The sequence below is a fragment of the Collimonas pratensis genome, assembly GCF_001584185.1.
In the GTDB taxonomy this organism is placed as follows: Bacteria; Pseudomonadota; Gammaproteobacteria; order Burkholderiales; family Burkholderiaceae_D; genus Collimonas; species Collimonas pratensis.
In genome coordinates this window covers 1,617,048-1,630,587 of sequence record NZ_CP013234.1, presented here as the reverse complement: position 1 = coordinate 1,630,587, position 13,540 = coordinate 1,617,048, and the positions used below count along the sequence as shown (strand labels likewise).

Below are 13,540 nucleotides of genomic sequence, written 5' to 3'. Positions count from 1 at the left end.
AGCACATCATGGGCAGCACCCAGGCATTGACCGAATTCCAGTTAGCAATCGAAGGCATGAGCTGCGCCTCCTGCGTCTCGCATGTCGAAAAGGCCTTGCGCAAGGTGGCCGGGGTGCAGGATGTCAGCGTCAACCTGGCGACCGAACTGGCCACCGTGCAGGGCGACAGCGCCACCGCCATCGGCCCGCTGGTGGCGGCGGTGGAAAAAGCCGGTTATGTGGTCAAGCAGCAGGAAGTCACGCTAGACATCGCCGGCATGAGTTGCGCATCCTGCGTCAGCCGGGTCGAGAAAGCCTTGTACAAGGTGCCGGGCGTGCAAAGCGTGGCGGTCAACCTGGCCAGCGAAAAAGCTACCCTGAACACCGCCGGCGCTGTGCCGCTGGAAAGCCTGATTGCGGCGGTTCATGCCGCCGGCTATGAAGCATCGCTACCGTCGTCTGCAGCGGACAGCCCTGCATCAGGTGAGGGCAAACCTGGATTGCCAAGCTGGTGGCCGGTAGCCGCCGCCGGACTGCTGACCCTGCCGTTAGTCCTGCCGATGCTGCTGATGCCCTTTGGCGGCGGCGCCCTGCCCGGCTGGTGGCAGCTGGCGCTGGCGACGCCGGTGCAGTTCTGGCTCGGCGCTCGTTTCTACCGGGCCGGCTGGCGCGCGCTGAAGGCGGGCAGCGGCAATATGGATTTGCTGGTTGCGCTCGGCACCAGCGCCGCCTACGGCTTGTCGCTGTATCTGCTGCTGGCGGCCCCCGCCATGGGCCACCTGTATTTTGAAGCATCGGCAGCGGTGATCACCCTGGTGCTGTTAGGGAAGTGGCTGGAAACCCGCGCCAAGCGCCAGACCGCCGACGCCATCCGCGCCCTGAATGCGCTGCGCCCTGAACGCGCGACTGTACGGCGCACTCAAGGCGCGAACAGCGTCGACCGCGAGATCGCCATCGCCGCCCTACAGCTCGGCGACGTGGTGGTGGTGCGCGCCGGCGAACGCATCGCCGCGGACGGCGTGGTGCTGGAAGGCCACAGCCAGGTCGACGAGTCCTTGCTGACCGGCGAAAGCCTGCCTGTGGAAAAACAAGTAGGCGACCGGATTACCGCCGGCGCCATCAACGGCAACGGCCTGTTATTGGTCACGACGACCGCCATCGGCGCCGAAACCACGTTGGCGCGCATCATCCGCATGGTGGAGCATGCGCAAGCCGCCAAGGCGCCGATCCAGCGCCTGGTGGACCAGGTCAGCGCGGTGTTCGTGCCGGTGGTGCTGGTGATTGCCTTGCTGACCTTGCTGGGCTGGGGTTTCTTCAATGGCGACTGGCAGCAGGCATTGCTGAATGCCGTGGCGGTGCTGGTGATCGCCTGCCCTTGCGCACTGGGGCTGGCGACGCCGACCGCGATCATGGCCGGCACCGGTATCGCTGCACGCTACGGCATCCTGATCAAGGATGCGGAGGCGCTGGAAATCGCCCACCGCATCAGCGTCGTCGCTTTCGACAAGACCGGTACCCTGACGGTCGGCCATCCTACCTTGCTCAACTATCTGCCGGCCGCGCCAGGCACAGACGCCGCCAGAGATCTGCTGGCGCTGGCAGCGGCCGTGCAACGCAACAGCGAACACCCGCTGGCGCGCGCCGTCATCGCCGCCGCCGGCCAGGCCGGCATCGCGCCAGCGCTGGCTGCCAGCAAGGTGCAGACCGTCGCCGGACGCGGTGTGCAGGCCAACATCGGCGACATGCAATACTTCCTGGGCAGCAGCCGCTGGATGCAGGAACTGGGGGCGGATACAGCCATGCTGGCCACTGAAGCGCGCCGGCTGGAAACCGAAGGCCGGACCATTTCCTGGCTAGCGAGCGGAGCGGATGGACAGCGCACAGTGAACGGCCTGCTGACGTTTGGCGATGAAATCAAACCCGCTGCCAAGGCCGCGGTCCGGCAACTGCAGCAGCAAGCTATCCGGGTCGCCATGCTGAGCGGCGATAACCGCGGCAGCGCCAATGCAGTCGGCGGCCAGCTCGGCATCAGCGAGATCCATGCGGAAATCCTGCCGGCCGATAAAGCCAAGGCGATAGTCGTGCTGAAGGCCGGCGGCGCGGTGGTGGCGATGGTCGGCGACGGCATCAACGATGCCCCGGCGCTGGCGGCCGCCGACGTCGGCATCGCCATGGCGACCGGCACCGACGTCGCCATGCAGGCGGCCGGCATCACGCTGATGCGCGGCGATCCGGGGCTGGTGGCGGACGCCATCGATATCTCGCGCCGCACTTACAGCAAGATCCGCCAGAACCTGTTCTGGGCATTCGTCTACAACCTGATCGGCATTCCGCTGGCGGCGCTGGGCTACCTCAATCCAGTGCTGGCCGGCGCCGCCATGGCTTTCAGCAGCGTCAGCGTGGTCAGCAACGCCCTGCTGCTGCGCCGCTGGCGGCCCGCCGCGCATCTGTCCGCCAATCAGCCGACAAAGGAGACATCGCATGACAAGCATGACAACTAAGGCCATGAATATCGGCGACGCCGCCAGCGCTTCCGGCGTCTCGGCCAAGATGATCCGCCACTACGAAGAAATCGGCCTGATCCCGGCCGCCAGCCGCAGCGATTCCGGCTACCGCACTTATGCCGAGCGCGATGTGCACCTGCTGCGCTTCATCCGCCAGGGCCGCCTGCTGGGTTTTTCGATGAAGCAGATCGCCGAGCTGATCGGCCTCTGGCTGGACCAGTCGCGCCCGAGCAGCAAGGTCAAGCAGCTGGCGCTGACGCATATCGCCGAACTGGACGACAAGATCAAGGAGCTGCAGGCGATGAAGGGCACGTTGGAACAGCTGGCTTGCCACTGCCATGGCGATGCGCGGCCGGAGTGCCCGATCCTTGACGGGCTTGCGAAACATAGTGTCCTGAGTCAGAAATTCGTTGAAGAAAAGCGATGAAATCGACACCATGCGTCGTTGCAAATACTCGCAAGGGGACCCACCCTTGCTCCGTTTTGTGCGGGGCGGCCACCCGCCTAGCCTGGCGCCGATTTCATCGCTTTTCTTATTCAACGAACCTCTGACCCAGGACACTAGATCGATGCTAGAATCCGAACCATGTTTTCCCTGACCCGCCTGAAGAACCTGTTGATACTGCTGCTGGCGCTGGCTATCCCCTTGCAGGGGTACGCGGCGGCGGCGATGGTTTTCTGCGGCCCGGGAAAACCTGCAGTGACGATGGCGGCTGTCGCCGATCATGCCGGCATGGCGCATCAGCATATGGCTGCTGAGGCGCAGGACGCCGGCCAGGTCCAGCATGGCGATGCCGGCCACGCAGCGTCGCACGACAAGTCGTCCACTTCATGCAGTTCCTGCGCCGCCTGCTGCGTTGGCGTACTGCCGGTCAATGCGCCGCTGGCCGCGGTGCAGCCTTTACCTGTCATTCACCCTCTCCTTTTCCCGCTGTCCGGTTTTGTCGGCTACACGCCGGAAAACCCTGAACGCCCCCCTTCTCTCCTCTCCTGACGCCGTCATTCCAGGTTCTTGCCGCCGCTCAGTAGCGGCAAGCTTGCCAGACAGCCGATGCAAAAACCGTAGCCGTCGTCCGCGCCTGTAAGCGCGCTCGCCAACGCCGGTGCATCGCGCTGCATTTGATGCCTTATCGAGGATGCCATGTTCATTTTCTTACGCAGGCGCATGCTGCCTGCCGCGCTGCTGGCCGTCCTGGCCGGCTGCGCCAGCCTGAGCCCTGACCAGGGTTTCGGCGACACTGCCGCGCTCGCCAAGCCAGGTTTGGGGCAGACGCCGCCGCGTGCGCGCACCGATGAAGAGCGCGCCGCCAGCCGTCAGCTAGTGCAGCAACTGCTGCAAAAACCGCTGACGGTCGACGCTGCGGTAGAGATCGCCCTGCTCAACAACCGCGGCCTGCAGGCCGACTATGAAGCGCTGGGCATCGCCGAAGCCAGTTGGGTGCAGGCCGGCCGCCTGCCCAATCCCGGCTTCAGCTTCGGCCGCACGCGCAGCGGCGACGACATCAAGATCGAGCGCAGTTTTTCCATGGCGGTGATGGACTTGCTGACCTTGCCGATCACTGCCCGTATCGAAGCGCAACAGTTCCAGGTCAGTAAGCTGAACACCGCCAACCGTATCTTGCAGGTTGCCGCGGACACCCGCGATGCCTACTACCAGAGCGTCGCCGCCGGCCAAAGCGTGCGCTATCAGGAGCAAGTCGAAAGCGCTGCTGCCGCCGGCAGCGCGCTGGCGCAAAAAATGGCGCAAGCCGGCAATTTCAACCAGCTGGAACTAGCGCGTGAGCAGGCGTTTCACGCCGACGCAGTAACCCAGCTGGCGCGCTCCCGACAGCTGGCAGTGGCGACACGGGAGCAATTGATCCGTATGCTCGGCCTGAGCGGCGAGCAAAGCGGATTCGCGCTGCCGCAACAGCTGCCCGAGCTGCCCAAGCAGAGGCCGTCCTTGCAAGACAGCGAGCAGCTTGCCATGGCCCAGCGGCTTGACATCGCGGCCGCGAAACTGGAAGTGGACGGCTTGCAGCAAACCCTGGGGCTGAATCGCGCCACGCGCTTCATCAACGTGCTGGAACTGGCTTATCTACATAACTCCGAACCGGGCGCCTCGCGCGAGACCGGCTACCAGGTGAGTATCGAGATCCCCTTGTTCGACTGGGCGGCGCGCGCGTCGCCAAATCCGAGGCGATCTACATGCAAGCCGCGCACCGGCTGGCGGAAACCGCCTTGAACGCGCAATCGCAGTTGCGCGTGTCGTATGCCGGCTACCAGAGCGCCTATGACCTGGCGCGCCATTATCGCGAGCAGGTGCTGCCGCTGCGCAAGCGCGTCTCGGAGGAATATCTGCTGCGTTACAACGGCATGCTGTCCAGTGTCTTTGAATTGCTCAGCGATGCGCGCGAACAAGCCAATGCGGTGAATGCCGCGATCGACGCCGAGCGCGACTTCTGGATGGCGGACAACGCCCTGCAGCTGGCGCTGGGTGGTCCGCTCAATCCGCCGCCGCAAACCGCGGCGCGCACTACCGCACAAGGAAAATAAGCATGAGCCATATCTCGAGACGCGCTTTCTTGCAGGGTTCCGCACTGGCGGTCAGCGCCGGCGCTGTCAGCCGCATCGCCGCCGCCAGCCTGCCCGAAGCAGTCACGCAAACCCGGGCCGGCACGCAGCCACCGCTCACTCCGGCCAGCGGCCGCCCCTATCAACCGGTGGTCACCCTGAACGGCTGGACGCTGCCCTGGCGCATGAACAAAGGTGTCAAGGAATTCCATCTGGTGGCAGAGCCGGTGCTGCGCGAAATCGCACCCGGCATGAAGGCCAATCTGTGGGGTTACAACGGCCAGAGTCCGGGGCCGACCATCGAAGTGGTGGAAGGCGACCGCGTGCGGATTTTCGTCACCAACAAGCTGCCCGAGCATACTTCGGTGCACTGGCACGGCCAGCGCCTGCCGAACGGCATGGACGGCGTCACCGGCCTGACCCAGCCCGGCATCAAGCCCGGCAAGACCTTCGTCTATGAATTCACGGCACGGCGCGCCGGCACTTTCATGTACCACCCGCACGCCGATGAAATGGTGCAGATGGCGATGGGCATGATGGGCTTCTGGATCACCCATCCGAAAGACCCTTCGTTCATGCGGGTCGACCGCGATTTCGTGTTCCTGCTGAATGCCTACGATATCGAACCCGGCGCCGCCACCCCGCGCGTCAATCAAATGACGGATTTCAACCTGTGGACCTGGAACAGCCGCGCCTTTCCCGGCATCGATCCGCTGGTGGTGCGACAGCATGACCGGGTCCGCATCCGGATCGGTAACCTGACCATGACCAACCATCCGATCCATCTGCACGGCCATGAATTCGTGGTGACCGGCACCGACGGCGGCTGGACCCCGCCGGCGGGACGCTGGCCGGAGGTGAGCGCCGACATCGCCGTCGGCCAGATGCGCGACATCGAGTTCGACGCCAGCGAGCCGGGCGACTGGGCCCTGCATTGCCACAAGTCGCACCACACCATGAACGCCATGGGCCACGAGGTGCCGACCATGATCGGCGTCGACCAGTCATCCGAGCTGAAAAAAATCAGCCAGCTGATCCCGGACTACATGGTGATGGGCGACAAAGGCGGTTCCATGGGCGAGATGGAAATGCCGCTGCCGGACAACACCTTGCCGATGATGGGTGGCCAAGGACCTTACGGCTCGCTGGAAATGGGCGGCATGTTCAGTGTGGTCAAGGTACGGGCCGGACTGGCGCGCAACGATTACCGCGATCCCGGTTGGTACCGCGCCCCTGCCGGCAGCGTCGCCTACGAATGGCAAGGCGCGGCGGCCGACTTGCCGAGCGCTGGCGCACCCCGTCCGGCCGCGCCAGCCGCCTCACCCTCAAGCAAGGAAACTGTCGTCAATGTCGTCAAGCCTGCAGCACATCAGCATTAATAGAATGTTGCATTTCTACCAATCAAAGGAGCTATCCATGAAAACTTCCCGCACTGTTTCCCTGCTGTTGTCCGCTACGCTGGCCATCGCCGGCGCTGCCCATGCCGACGCCGGCCATCATCACGCCGACAGCGGCACCGCCGTCGGACAGCCCGGCCTGATGGTCGATGTCACGCGCACCGTCAAGATCGACATGGGCGACAACATGCGCTTCACGCCTGCCAACATCCATGTCAAGCAGGGCGAGACCGTACGTTTCCTGGTCAGCAACAGCGGCAAGCTGAAGCATGAAATGGTGATCGGCAGCGCCGCGCAGTTGGCGGAGCATGCGGCGCTGATGCGCAAGATGCCGGAAATGGAACACGACGATCCCAATCAGGTAACGGTCGAACCCGGCAAGAATGACGAACTGGTGTGGCAGTTCGACCATGCCGGCACGGTGGATTTTGCCTGCCTGGAGCCGGGACACTACGAAGCCGGCATGGTTGGGAAAATCATCGCCGACCCCGCCAAAGCCGCGGCCAACTGAGCGGGAATTCCAGAAAGATGGCATTTTAATATTTAGTAACGAGCTGTAAAAAGCCGGTACTTTTTGTGTGCGGTCGCGGAATATCGGCATCTGAAGCGGCGCTTGATAAGCGTCCGGGCGCCCGCATATAGCTCCACATAGCCAGAGTATTCTCAGCCATCCCCGGCATCGATGATGTCAACATGCCAAATTGAACATACCCGCACTTCAGTTTGAAAGGATCAAGACCATGCAATACCTGCAAATATTCGTTATTCTCACGACCCTGATCGTCGGCATCCCCCTGAGCAGCATGGCAAGCGCGGCCGAGACCAGCGAAGTGCAGACCACGCCCGCCGACGAAACCGCCCTGCCCATGGTCGCAGGCGAAATCCGCAAGGTCGATACGGCCACCGGCAAGATCACCCTCAAGCACGATGAAATCCCCAACTTCGGCATGCCCGCCATGACGATGCTGTTCAAGGCCGGGGATCCGGCCATGCTGGAGCAGTTCAAAGTGGGCGACAAGGTGAAATTCGCGGTCGATAAAGTGGATGGTGCATTGACCATCGTCAGCCTGGAGCTGGCGGCGGAATGAGCCAGGATTGCTGCCCTACGGACGGCGATTGACGATCCGGATATCCGGCGCCTCATTTGCCGGATTCACCAGTTCCAAGGTGACCACCGGCCCCTTGCGCGGGTCATGCAGGAAGGTGATCCTCACCTTCTGGGCAGTCTCTATGCCGGCAAAATCCCTGGCCAGAATCCTGGTCACGGTCGGCAATTCCTCCGAACCGAGGGCAAAGGCGTCGCTTTCGTTCTGTTGCTCGGATGCGATGTGACCATTCTTGTAGACACAGGCTAGCGCTTGCTCAGCGGCGATACCATTGCTCATGAGAAATGAATCGTTGACCATGAACAGGGCTGGCGGGATCCTGGCCAGGTCGAGCTGGCTGACGTCCGGCCAGTCATTCTTGGTGATCACTTTACCGCCGTCGTAGTATTTGGCGACAAACTGGTCACCCATGCAAGGCAGATGCTCGCTCGCCGCTTCGGCGTGCTGTAGCAGCTGTTGCACATCGGCGGGCTCGAATTCCACTGTAATCGTATTTATCATGGCCGGATTATCGCATTGCGGACGGTATTTCGGGCCTGCGCGTAGGGTGGGCACATCGTGCCCACGCGTGAATTCTCTATTGGCGGCATTCCATTCGGCGCTGCGTGGGCACAGGTGCCCACCCTACCAGCAATAAAAGCGTGCGCAAATCGTTGAATCCCTGCAGCCGACAGCACGTCCTGTATATAATGTGCGGCATGGAAAACCCCAATGAATTCGTAGAATGGCTGCGCTCTGTCGCGCCGTATATCCATGCCTTCCGCGGCAAGACCTTCGTGGTCGCCTTTCCGGGCGAACTGGTGACCGCCGGCGCGCTGCCGGTGCTGGCCCAGGACCTGTCGCTGCTGCATGCGCTTGGCATCAAAGTGGTTATCGTGCACGGCTCGCGACCGCAGGTGGAAGAACAGCTGGCGCTGCGCAATGTCGAAGCGCGCTTCCACAACGGCTTGCGCATCACCGATATCGCTGCGCTGGAATGCGCCAAGGAAGCGGCCGGCGAACTGCGCCTGGATATCGAAGCCGCCTTTAGCCAAGGCTTGCCCAACACGCCGATGGCGCATGCCGCCATCCGTATCATTTCCGGCAACTTTGTCACCGCCCGTCCACTCGGCGTGATCGATGGCGCCGACCTGCAGCTGACCGGCGTAGTGCGCAAGATCGACTACGACACCATCCACCCGATCCTGAATGCCGGCGGCCTGGTGCTGCTGTCGCCGCTAGGCTTCTCGCCGACCGGCGAGGCGTTCAACCTGACCATGGAAGACGTGGCTGTCGCAGCGGCGATTTCCCTGCGTGCCGAAAAACTGATCTTCATCAGCGAAACGCCGCTGATGAAAGATGCCGGCGACACCGAAATCCGCGAACTGTCTTCGCACCAGGCGCAAGCCGTGCTGGACAGCGGCTGCCTGCCGGCCGATTCCGCCTTCTACCTGCAGCACGCCATCAAGGCCTGTAACGCCGGCGTGCCGCGCGCCCACGTGGTGCCGTTTGCCACCGACGGCTCGGTGCTGCTGGAATTGTTTACCCACGATGGCGTGGGCACCATGATTTCCTACGAAAACCTGGAAAGCCTGCGCGAAGCCACGATTGAAGACGTCGGCGGCATCTTGAAACTGATCGAACCGCTGGAAGCCGACGGCACCCTGGTCAAGCGCGGCCGCGAACTGATCGAGCGCGAGATCCATTACTTCTCGGTGATCGAGCATGACGGCGTGATCTTCGGCTGCGCCGCGCTGTATCCCTTCCCGTCGGAGCGCATGGCGGAAATGGCTTGTCTGACGGTCAATCCGGAAGTGCAGGCGCAAGGCGACGGCGAGCGTATCCTGAAACACATGGAAAGCCGCGCCCGCGCGGCCGGCTTCAACAAGCTGTTCGTGCTGACCACCCGTACTTCGCACTGGTTCCTGCGGCGCGGCTTCGTCCACGCCACGGTCGACGACCTGCCCAAGGATCGCCAGCACATGTATAACTGGCAGCGCAAATCGCTGGTGCTGATCAAGACCCTGTAACATCAGGACCCGGCGCCGACCTGCCCCTAACTTATTGCTCTTATCAGCGGGCCCCATGCACGGGCCCGCACCATCTACAAGGAAAAACCATGGCACGCACCATTCACTGCATCAAGCTCGACAAAGAAGCCGAGGGCCTCGACTTCCCTCCGTACCCGGGCGAACTGGGCAAACGCATCTATGAGAGCGTTTCGAAAGAAGCCTGGGCTGGCTGGCTCAAGCACCAGACCATGCTGGTCAACGAAAACCGCCTGAACCTGGCCGATGTGCGCGCCCGCAAATACCTGGCGGTGCAAATGGAAAAGCACTTCTTCGGCGACGGCGCCGACGCTGCTACCGGCTATGTGCCGCCAACAGAGTAAGCACAGCGCAACAGAAGATCTCCCTTCCCGTCCGCCTCTGCAACAAGACAGAATCAGCTTGTCTTGCCGCAGAGGCCGCAGCTCCCCGCCTCACCCCGATCCGGATTCAAACCCCTTCATCAGTTCGCGTTTTCCGCCATTCTTGCTGCCAGACTCATGCCGGGACAATACTGCTCACCACGCCGTTGACCTTGACCTTCACCGCCGCTTTGTTCGGCGCCTTGTCGGCAATGATGCTGTACGAAGTCACCGAACCGTTGCTCCAGGCGCAGCTGACCTTGTAGCCGCCCCGGGCGCGCAAGCCGGTAAACGAGCCGCCGCCTGCCAGGCTGCGGGACACGCCGGCAACAGCACGATCACGCCTTCATGGCTTTGCAGCAGCATCTCGGTCATCGCTCCCGGCATGCCGAGGTCGCCGTCGATCTGGAAGGTCTCCGGCATCATGGCGGTGAACAGGTTGGGCATCGTGTTCCGCTGCAAGCTGCCCTGGATCATCACCAGCGCGTTCTCGGCATCGGCCAGACGCGCGAACAAGGCACAACGCCAGGTCCAGGGCCACGAGGCGGCGCTGTCGCTACTGACATCAGCCGCTACTACCTGGCCGGAGGCGGTTCCCAGCGGCAGGCCGCAGCGCGCCAGCAACGCAACCTTGGCCGCTTGCGCCAAGGCAGGCGTGGCGGACGGCGTAATCTGACTGCCTGGATACAGCGCAATCAGATGCGAGGTGTGGCGATGGGTCAGGCTTAAACCCTTGTTCGCCTCTAAAGTCGCGTTGGATTCATAGTCTTCCTGGAATTCTTGCAACTGTCCTTTGGCGCCGATCAGGTTCGGCGCAAGCTTTGCCTGCATGGCTTGCACCGTGGCCAGCAACGCGCTGTCGCCGGCAGGAGTCAAGCCGGCATTGGTCAAGGCGCTGGTAGCTTTCTGGAAATTCTGGAATACATCCCACACCAGTTCCTGGCCAAACATCACCCCATCTTCCGCCGGCCCCTGTTCCGGCGATCCCGAGTTGCTTACTTTCGCATTTTTGGGATTCGCAGCGACCAGGTACTGGCCTGCCGAATTTTTGACGAGCTGCCCGCCGCTTGTCCAGAACTGGGCCACCTCTTTGATCATTGGATAGGCAACCGTCTGCAGATAATTCATGTCCTGGCTGAAGGCATAGTGTTCCCACATATGCTGCATGTACCAGGCATTGGTCGGGGTGAAGTACTCCCAGCTGCTGCCGCCGAAGATGCTTTGGCTGGTGCGTGCAGCCCAGCCGCTACTGCCGGGAAAGTTTGCCTGCGTCGCTACCCGCAGGGCCGGCGCCTGGTTGACGATGAAATCGGACAACGGCAGGTGGCAATCCGGTAAGGCGGTCGATTCCGCCGACCAGTAACACATCTGGATGTTGATGTCGTTGTGATAGTCGCTAAACCATGGCGGGTTGTTCGAGTTGTTCCACAGCCCTTGCAGATTGGCCGGCAAGCCACCCTTGCGCGAACAGCTGGCCAGCAGGTAGCGGCCCAGGTGGAAACGCGACTGTTCCAGCGTCGGATCTTTACCGCCGGCAGCGCTCTGGTAGGCGCTCAGGCGCAGGTCGGTCGGCAGGCTTGTCAATGTCGCGCTACTGTTGCCCCAGTTGGCGTCGACCGCGGTCATCAACGGCTGGAAATCAGAATAGTGCGAGGCATACATGGCGGCGAACGATTGCGCCGCGGCCGCGCTCAGGGTGCTATTCACCACGGTGAGCGGAACGCTGCTGCCGCGCCAGCCGCCGCTATAGCTTGGCGCGTAATTGGTCCTGGCGTCGAGCAGCAGAAGAATGCTGTCGCAAGCGCTGAACTGGATGCCCGCGCCGCTTTGCGCGGCGCTGCCATTGGTACGGATCAAGCGTATCTTGGCAGCATAGTTGAGAGCATTGTTGGCAAGGCTGCTGCTGAAGGACAGGCTTTCTTCGCCGGCGGAAACCAGCGCCGTTATGGCATCGCCGCTTTGCCCTGAGGTCAGCTGCAACAGGCCGGACAAGCCGCCCGGGTGTTCCGACCGGAGCTGCATGACGATCACATTGTCGACCTTGCTGGCAAAGGTCTCGCGAATGATGTAATTGCCGTTGTACAGATAACTGGTGGTCTGTAGACCGTTTTGCAGATTCAGGCGGCGCTGGTATTCGCAGGCGACGGCTTTACCCGCGGTGGTAAATGTCGCGCTGCTTAATACGATCTCTGCCAGCTGGAAGTGGCCGGTTTTAGGGTCGCCGGAACCCGCATCGGCCGGACATTTGGAGGTGTCGAAATTAAAGCGCCAGTAGCGATAGCCGGTTGAGCCGGCCAGCGCAAAGGTTTTCTGCAGCCCGCGCGAGGCGAACGGCGCGCTCGACTGGCTGTCCATCTGCGTCCAGCTGACGCCATCGTTCGAGCCGGCCAGCGTCCAGGCTTGCGGATCGCGCGCGGGAACATCATTGGCGCTGGTCAGCGCGTAGCTGGAAATGGCTTGCGCCGCGCCGAGATCGATCTGCCATTGCACGATGTCGCCCGGATTCACGAACACGCACCATTTGGTATTTGCATTGCTGTCGACAGAACTGTCGATGCGCTGGCTGCCGGAGCTGGTCAGCGCACCCATGCCGTGACCGGATGGCGAAAACACATACAGCGGCTGCGTTGATGGGTTTTGCGACAGGTTGACACCGTTCAGGCCGATTTCCGCAATCTGGAAATGGCCTTCGTTGAGCGCGGCTGCCGACACGGTGAAATCGATCTTGTAATAGCGAAAAGCAGTGCTGTTTGAAAACGCATAGCTATTGGTCTGGCCGCGGCCGGCGAACGGAGTGGCTGTGAAATTCTGGCTATCCAGCACGGTCCAGCTGCTGCCGTTATTGGAACCGGATACTACCCATTGGAGCGGGTCCCTGGCCGGCACATCGTTGGCAGAAGTCAGCGTATAGGCAGAAACGACGGCAGCAGCGGAGAGCGCCGCTTGCCAGGTGACCAGGTTCGGCGGGCTGACGATGCACCATTTGGTGCTGAGATTGCCGTCCACGGTGGACAAGACGCCCTCGCCTGCACTGGAGGCGCTGGCGCTGACATCCGGCGAGGTGATCACCGGCGGCAAGCTGGCGCCAAAGGACAGCGACAGGCTGCCGAAATTCTGATAGCTGCCAAAGCCGGAAATGTCGTAGGCGCCGCCATCAAAATTGTTGGTGCCAGCCCACAAGCTCAGTTCATTGAATTGCATCTGCTCCAGCAGCACTCCGCCCGCCAGCATGGCGCCTGCGCGGCCATTGCCGATCGGCAGCCAGGTGCTGGCCCAGTCGCTTCCGGCAGTCTGGTAAAACAGGTTCTGGCTGGCATTGGCGGCAATCGGTGCGGTCCTGGCGATGCCTGGCAGGTCGGCCTTGCTACTGGCCTTGGGAGCAGCGGCGGCAATCGCGGCAGCCGGACTATCGGTATCGCCGCCACCGCAGGCGACCACCAGCGGTGCTGCCGCCAGCGCAGTCATCTGGCCAGCAGCTTGCGCCGCGCAGGGTTGGCCGGCACGCCTTTATGCAATCTGATCAATCCATAGCCAGCAGGAAGAAATTCTGTATCTTTTCTTTTCGTCATGACACCCGTCTCCAGAGTTGTAATGGCCCCAATTTGAAAATTG

14 protein-coding genes are annotated in these 13,540 nt (G+C 62.3%); 10 read left to right on the top strand and 4 right to left on the bottom strand.

Features of this window, described 5'->3' with window-relative positions; all coding sequences use genetic code 11:
- Positions 1–8 precede the first annotated feature (8 nt).
- From CPter91_RS07405 to CPter91_RS07395, 3 genes are all read left to right on the top strand, one after another.
- The gene (locus CPter91_RS07405; RefSeq protein ID WP_061938925.1) at positions 9–2,480 is read left to right on the top strand and encodes a heavy metal translocating P-type ATPase; all 2,472 of its coding nucleotides are present in this window, start codon (positions 9–11) and stop codon (positions 2,478–2,480) included.
- Between the two features lie 4 nt (positions 2,481–2,484).
- Entirely contained in the window at positions 2,485–2,910 is a 426-nt protein-coding gene (cueR, locus tag CPter91_RS07400) for a Cu(I)-responsive transcriptional regulator (protein ID WP_061938923.1), read from the top strand.
- 159 nt (positions 2,911–3,069) lie between these two features.
- Entirely contained in the window at positions 3,070–3,477 is a 408-nt protein-coding gene (locus CPter91_RS07395) for a hypothetical protein (RefSeq protein WP_061938921.1), read from the top strand.
- A gap of 5 nt (positions 3,478–3,482) precedes the next feature.
- Here CPter91_RS07395 and CPter91_RS26855 read toward each other — a convergent pair whose 3' ends face one another.
- Positions 3,483–3,626, bottom strand: coding sequence for a hypothetical protein (locus CPter91_RS26855; protein ID WP_167595138.1), 144 nt, complete (start codon positions 3,624–3,626; stop codon positions 3,483–3,485).
- Here CPter91_RS26855 and CPter91_RS07390 point away from each other — a divergent pair.
- The 5 genes from CPter91_RS07390 (at position 3,625) to CPter91_RS07375 (ending at position 7,521) form a co-directional block, all read left to right on the top strand.
- The gene (locus tag CPter91_RS07390; protein WP_236905955.1) at positions 3,625–4,707 is read left to right on the top strand and encodes a TolC family protein; all 1,083 of its coding nucleotides are present in this window, start codon (positions 3,625–3,627) and stop codon (positions 4,705–4,707) included. The two genes, CPter91_RS26855 and CPter91_RS07390, sit on opposite strands and share 2 nt — an antisense overlap.
- Positions 4,671–5,018: a TolC family protein gene (locus tag CPter91_RS27265; RefSeq protein ID WP_236905954.1), complete on the top strand. Its 348-nt coding sequence runs from the start codon at positions 4,671–4,673 to the stop codon at positions 5,016–5,018. The genes CPter91_RS07390 and CPter91_RS27265 overlap by 37 nt, the downstream gene beginning before the upstream one ends.
- A gap of 2 nt (positions 5,019–5,020) precedes the next feature.
- The gene (locus CPter91_RS07385) at positions 5,021–6,415 is read left to right on the top strand and encodes a multicopper oxidase family protein (RefSeq protein WP_099047172.1); all 1,395 of its coding nucleotides are present in this window, start codon (positions 5,021–5,023) and stop codon (positions 6,413–6,415) included.
- Positions 6,416–6,452: 37 nt separating this feature from the next.
- Positions 6,453–6,944, top strand: coding sequence for a cupredoxin domain-containing protein (locus tag CPter91_RS07380; RefSeq protein WP_061938917.1), 492 nt, complete (start codon positions 6,453–6,455; stop codon positions 6,942–6,944).
- A 229-nt stretch (positions 6,945–7,173) separates the two neighbouring features.
- A complete protein-coding gene (locus CPter91_RS07375) occupies positions 7,174–7,521 on the top strand; it encodes a copper-binding protein (protein ID WP_231880072.1) in 348 nt (115 codons plus the stop codon).
- Positions 7,522–7,536: 15 nt separating this feature from the next.
- Here the strand turns inward: CPter91_RS07375 and CPter91_RS07370 are convergent, their stop codons facing one another.
- On the bottom strand, positions 7,537–8,040 hold the full coding sequence (locus tag CPter91_RS07370; protein WP_061938915.1) for a hypothetical protein: 504 nt from the start codon (positions 8,038–8,040) through the stop codon (positions 7,537–7,539).
- A gap of 197 nt (positions 8,041–8,237) precedes the next feature.
- Between CPter91_RS07370 and argA the strand changes: the two genes are divergently transcribed.
- Positions 8,238–9,548 carry an amino-acid N-acetyltransferase gene (argA, locus tag CPter91_RS07365; RefSeq protein WP_061945951.1) on the top strand — a complete coding sequence of 437 codons (1,311 nt, stop codon included), beginning with the start codon at positions 8,238–8,240 and terminating at the stop codon, positions 9,546–9,548.
- A gap of 89 nt (positions 9,549–9,637) precedes the next feature.
- Positions 9,638–9,910, top strand: a complete 273-nt coding sequence (locus CPter91_RS07360) for an oxidative damage protection protein (protein ID WP_061938913.1) — start codon at positions 9,638–9,640, stop codon at positions 9,908–9,910.
- Between the two features lie 154 nt (positions 9,911–10,064).
- Here the strand turns inward: CPter91_RS07360 and CPter91_RS27700 are convergent, their stop codons facing one another.
- Both CPter91_RS27700 and CPter91_RS07355 read right to left on the bottom strand, forming a co-directional pair.
- Positions 10,065–10,211 carry a hypothetical protein gene (locus tag CPter91_RS27700; RefSeq protein ID WP_417924845.1) on the bottom strand — a complete coding sequence of 49 codons (147 nt, stop codon included), beginning with the start codon at positions 10,209–10,211 and terminating at the stop codon, positions 10,065–10,067.
- The gene (locus tag CPter91_RS07355) at positions 10,157–13,393 is read right to left on the bottom strand and encodes a glycosyl hydrolase family 95 catalytic domain-containing protein (protein WP_061938911.1); all 3,237 of its coding nucleotides are present in this window, start codon (positions 13,391–13,393) and stop codon (positions 10,157–10,159) included. The genes CPter91_RS27700 and CPter91_RS07355 overlap by 55 nt, the downstream gene beginning before the upstream one ends.
- Positions 13,394–13,540: the final 147 nt, after the last annotated feature.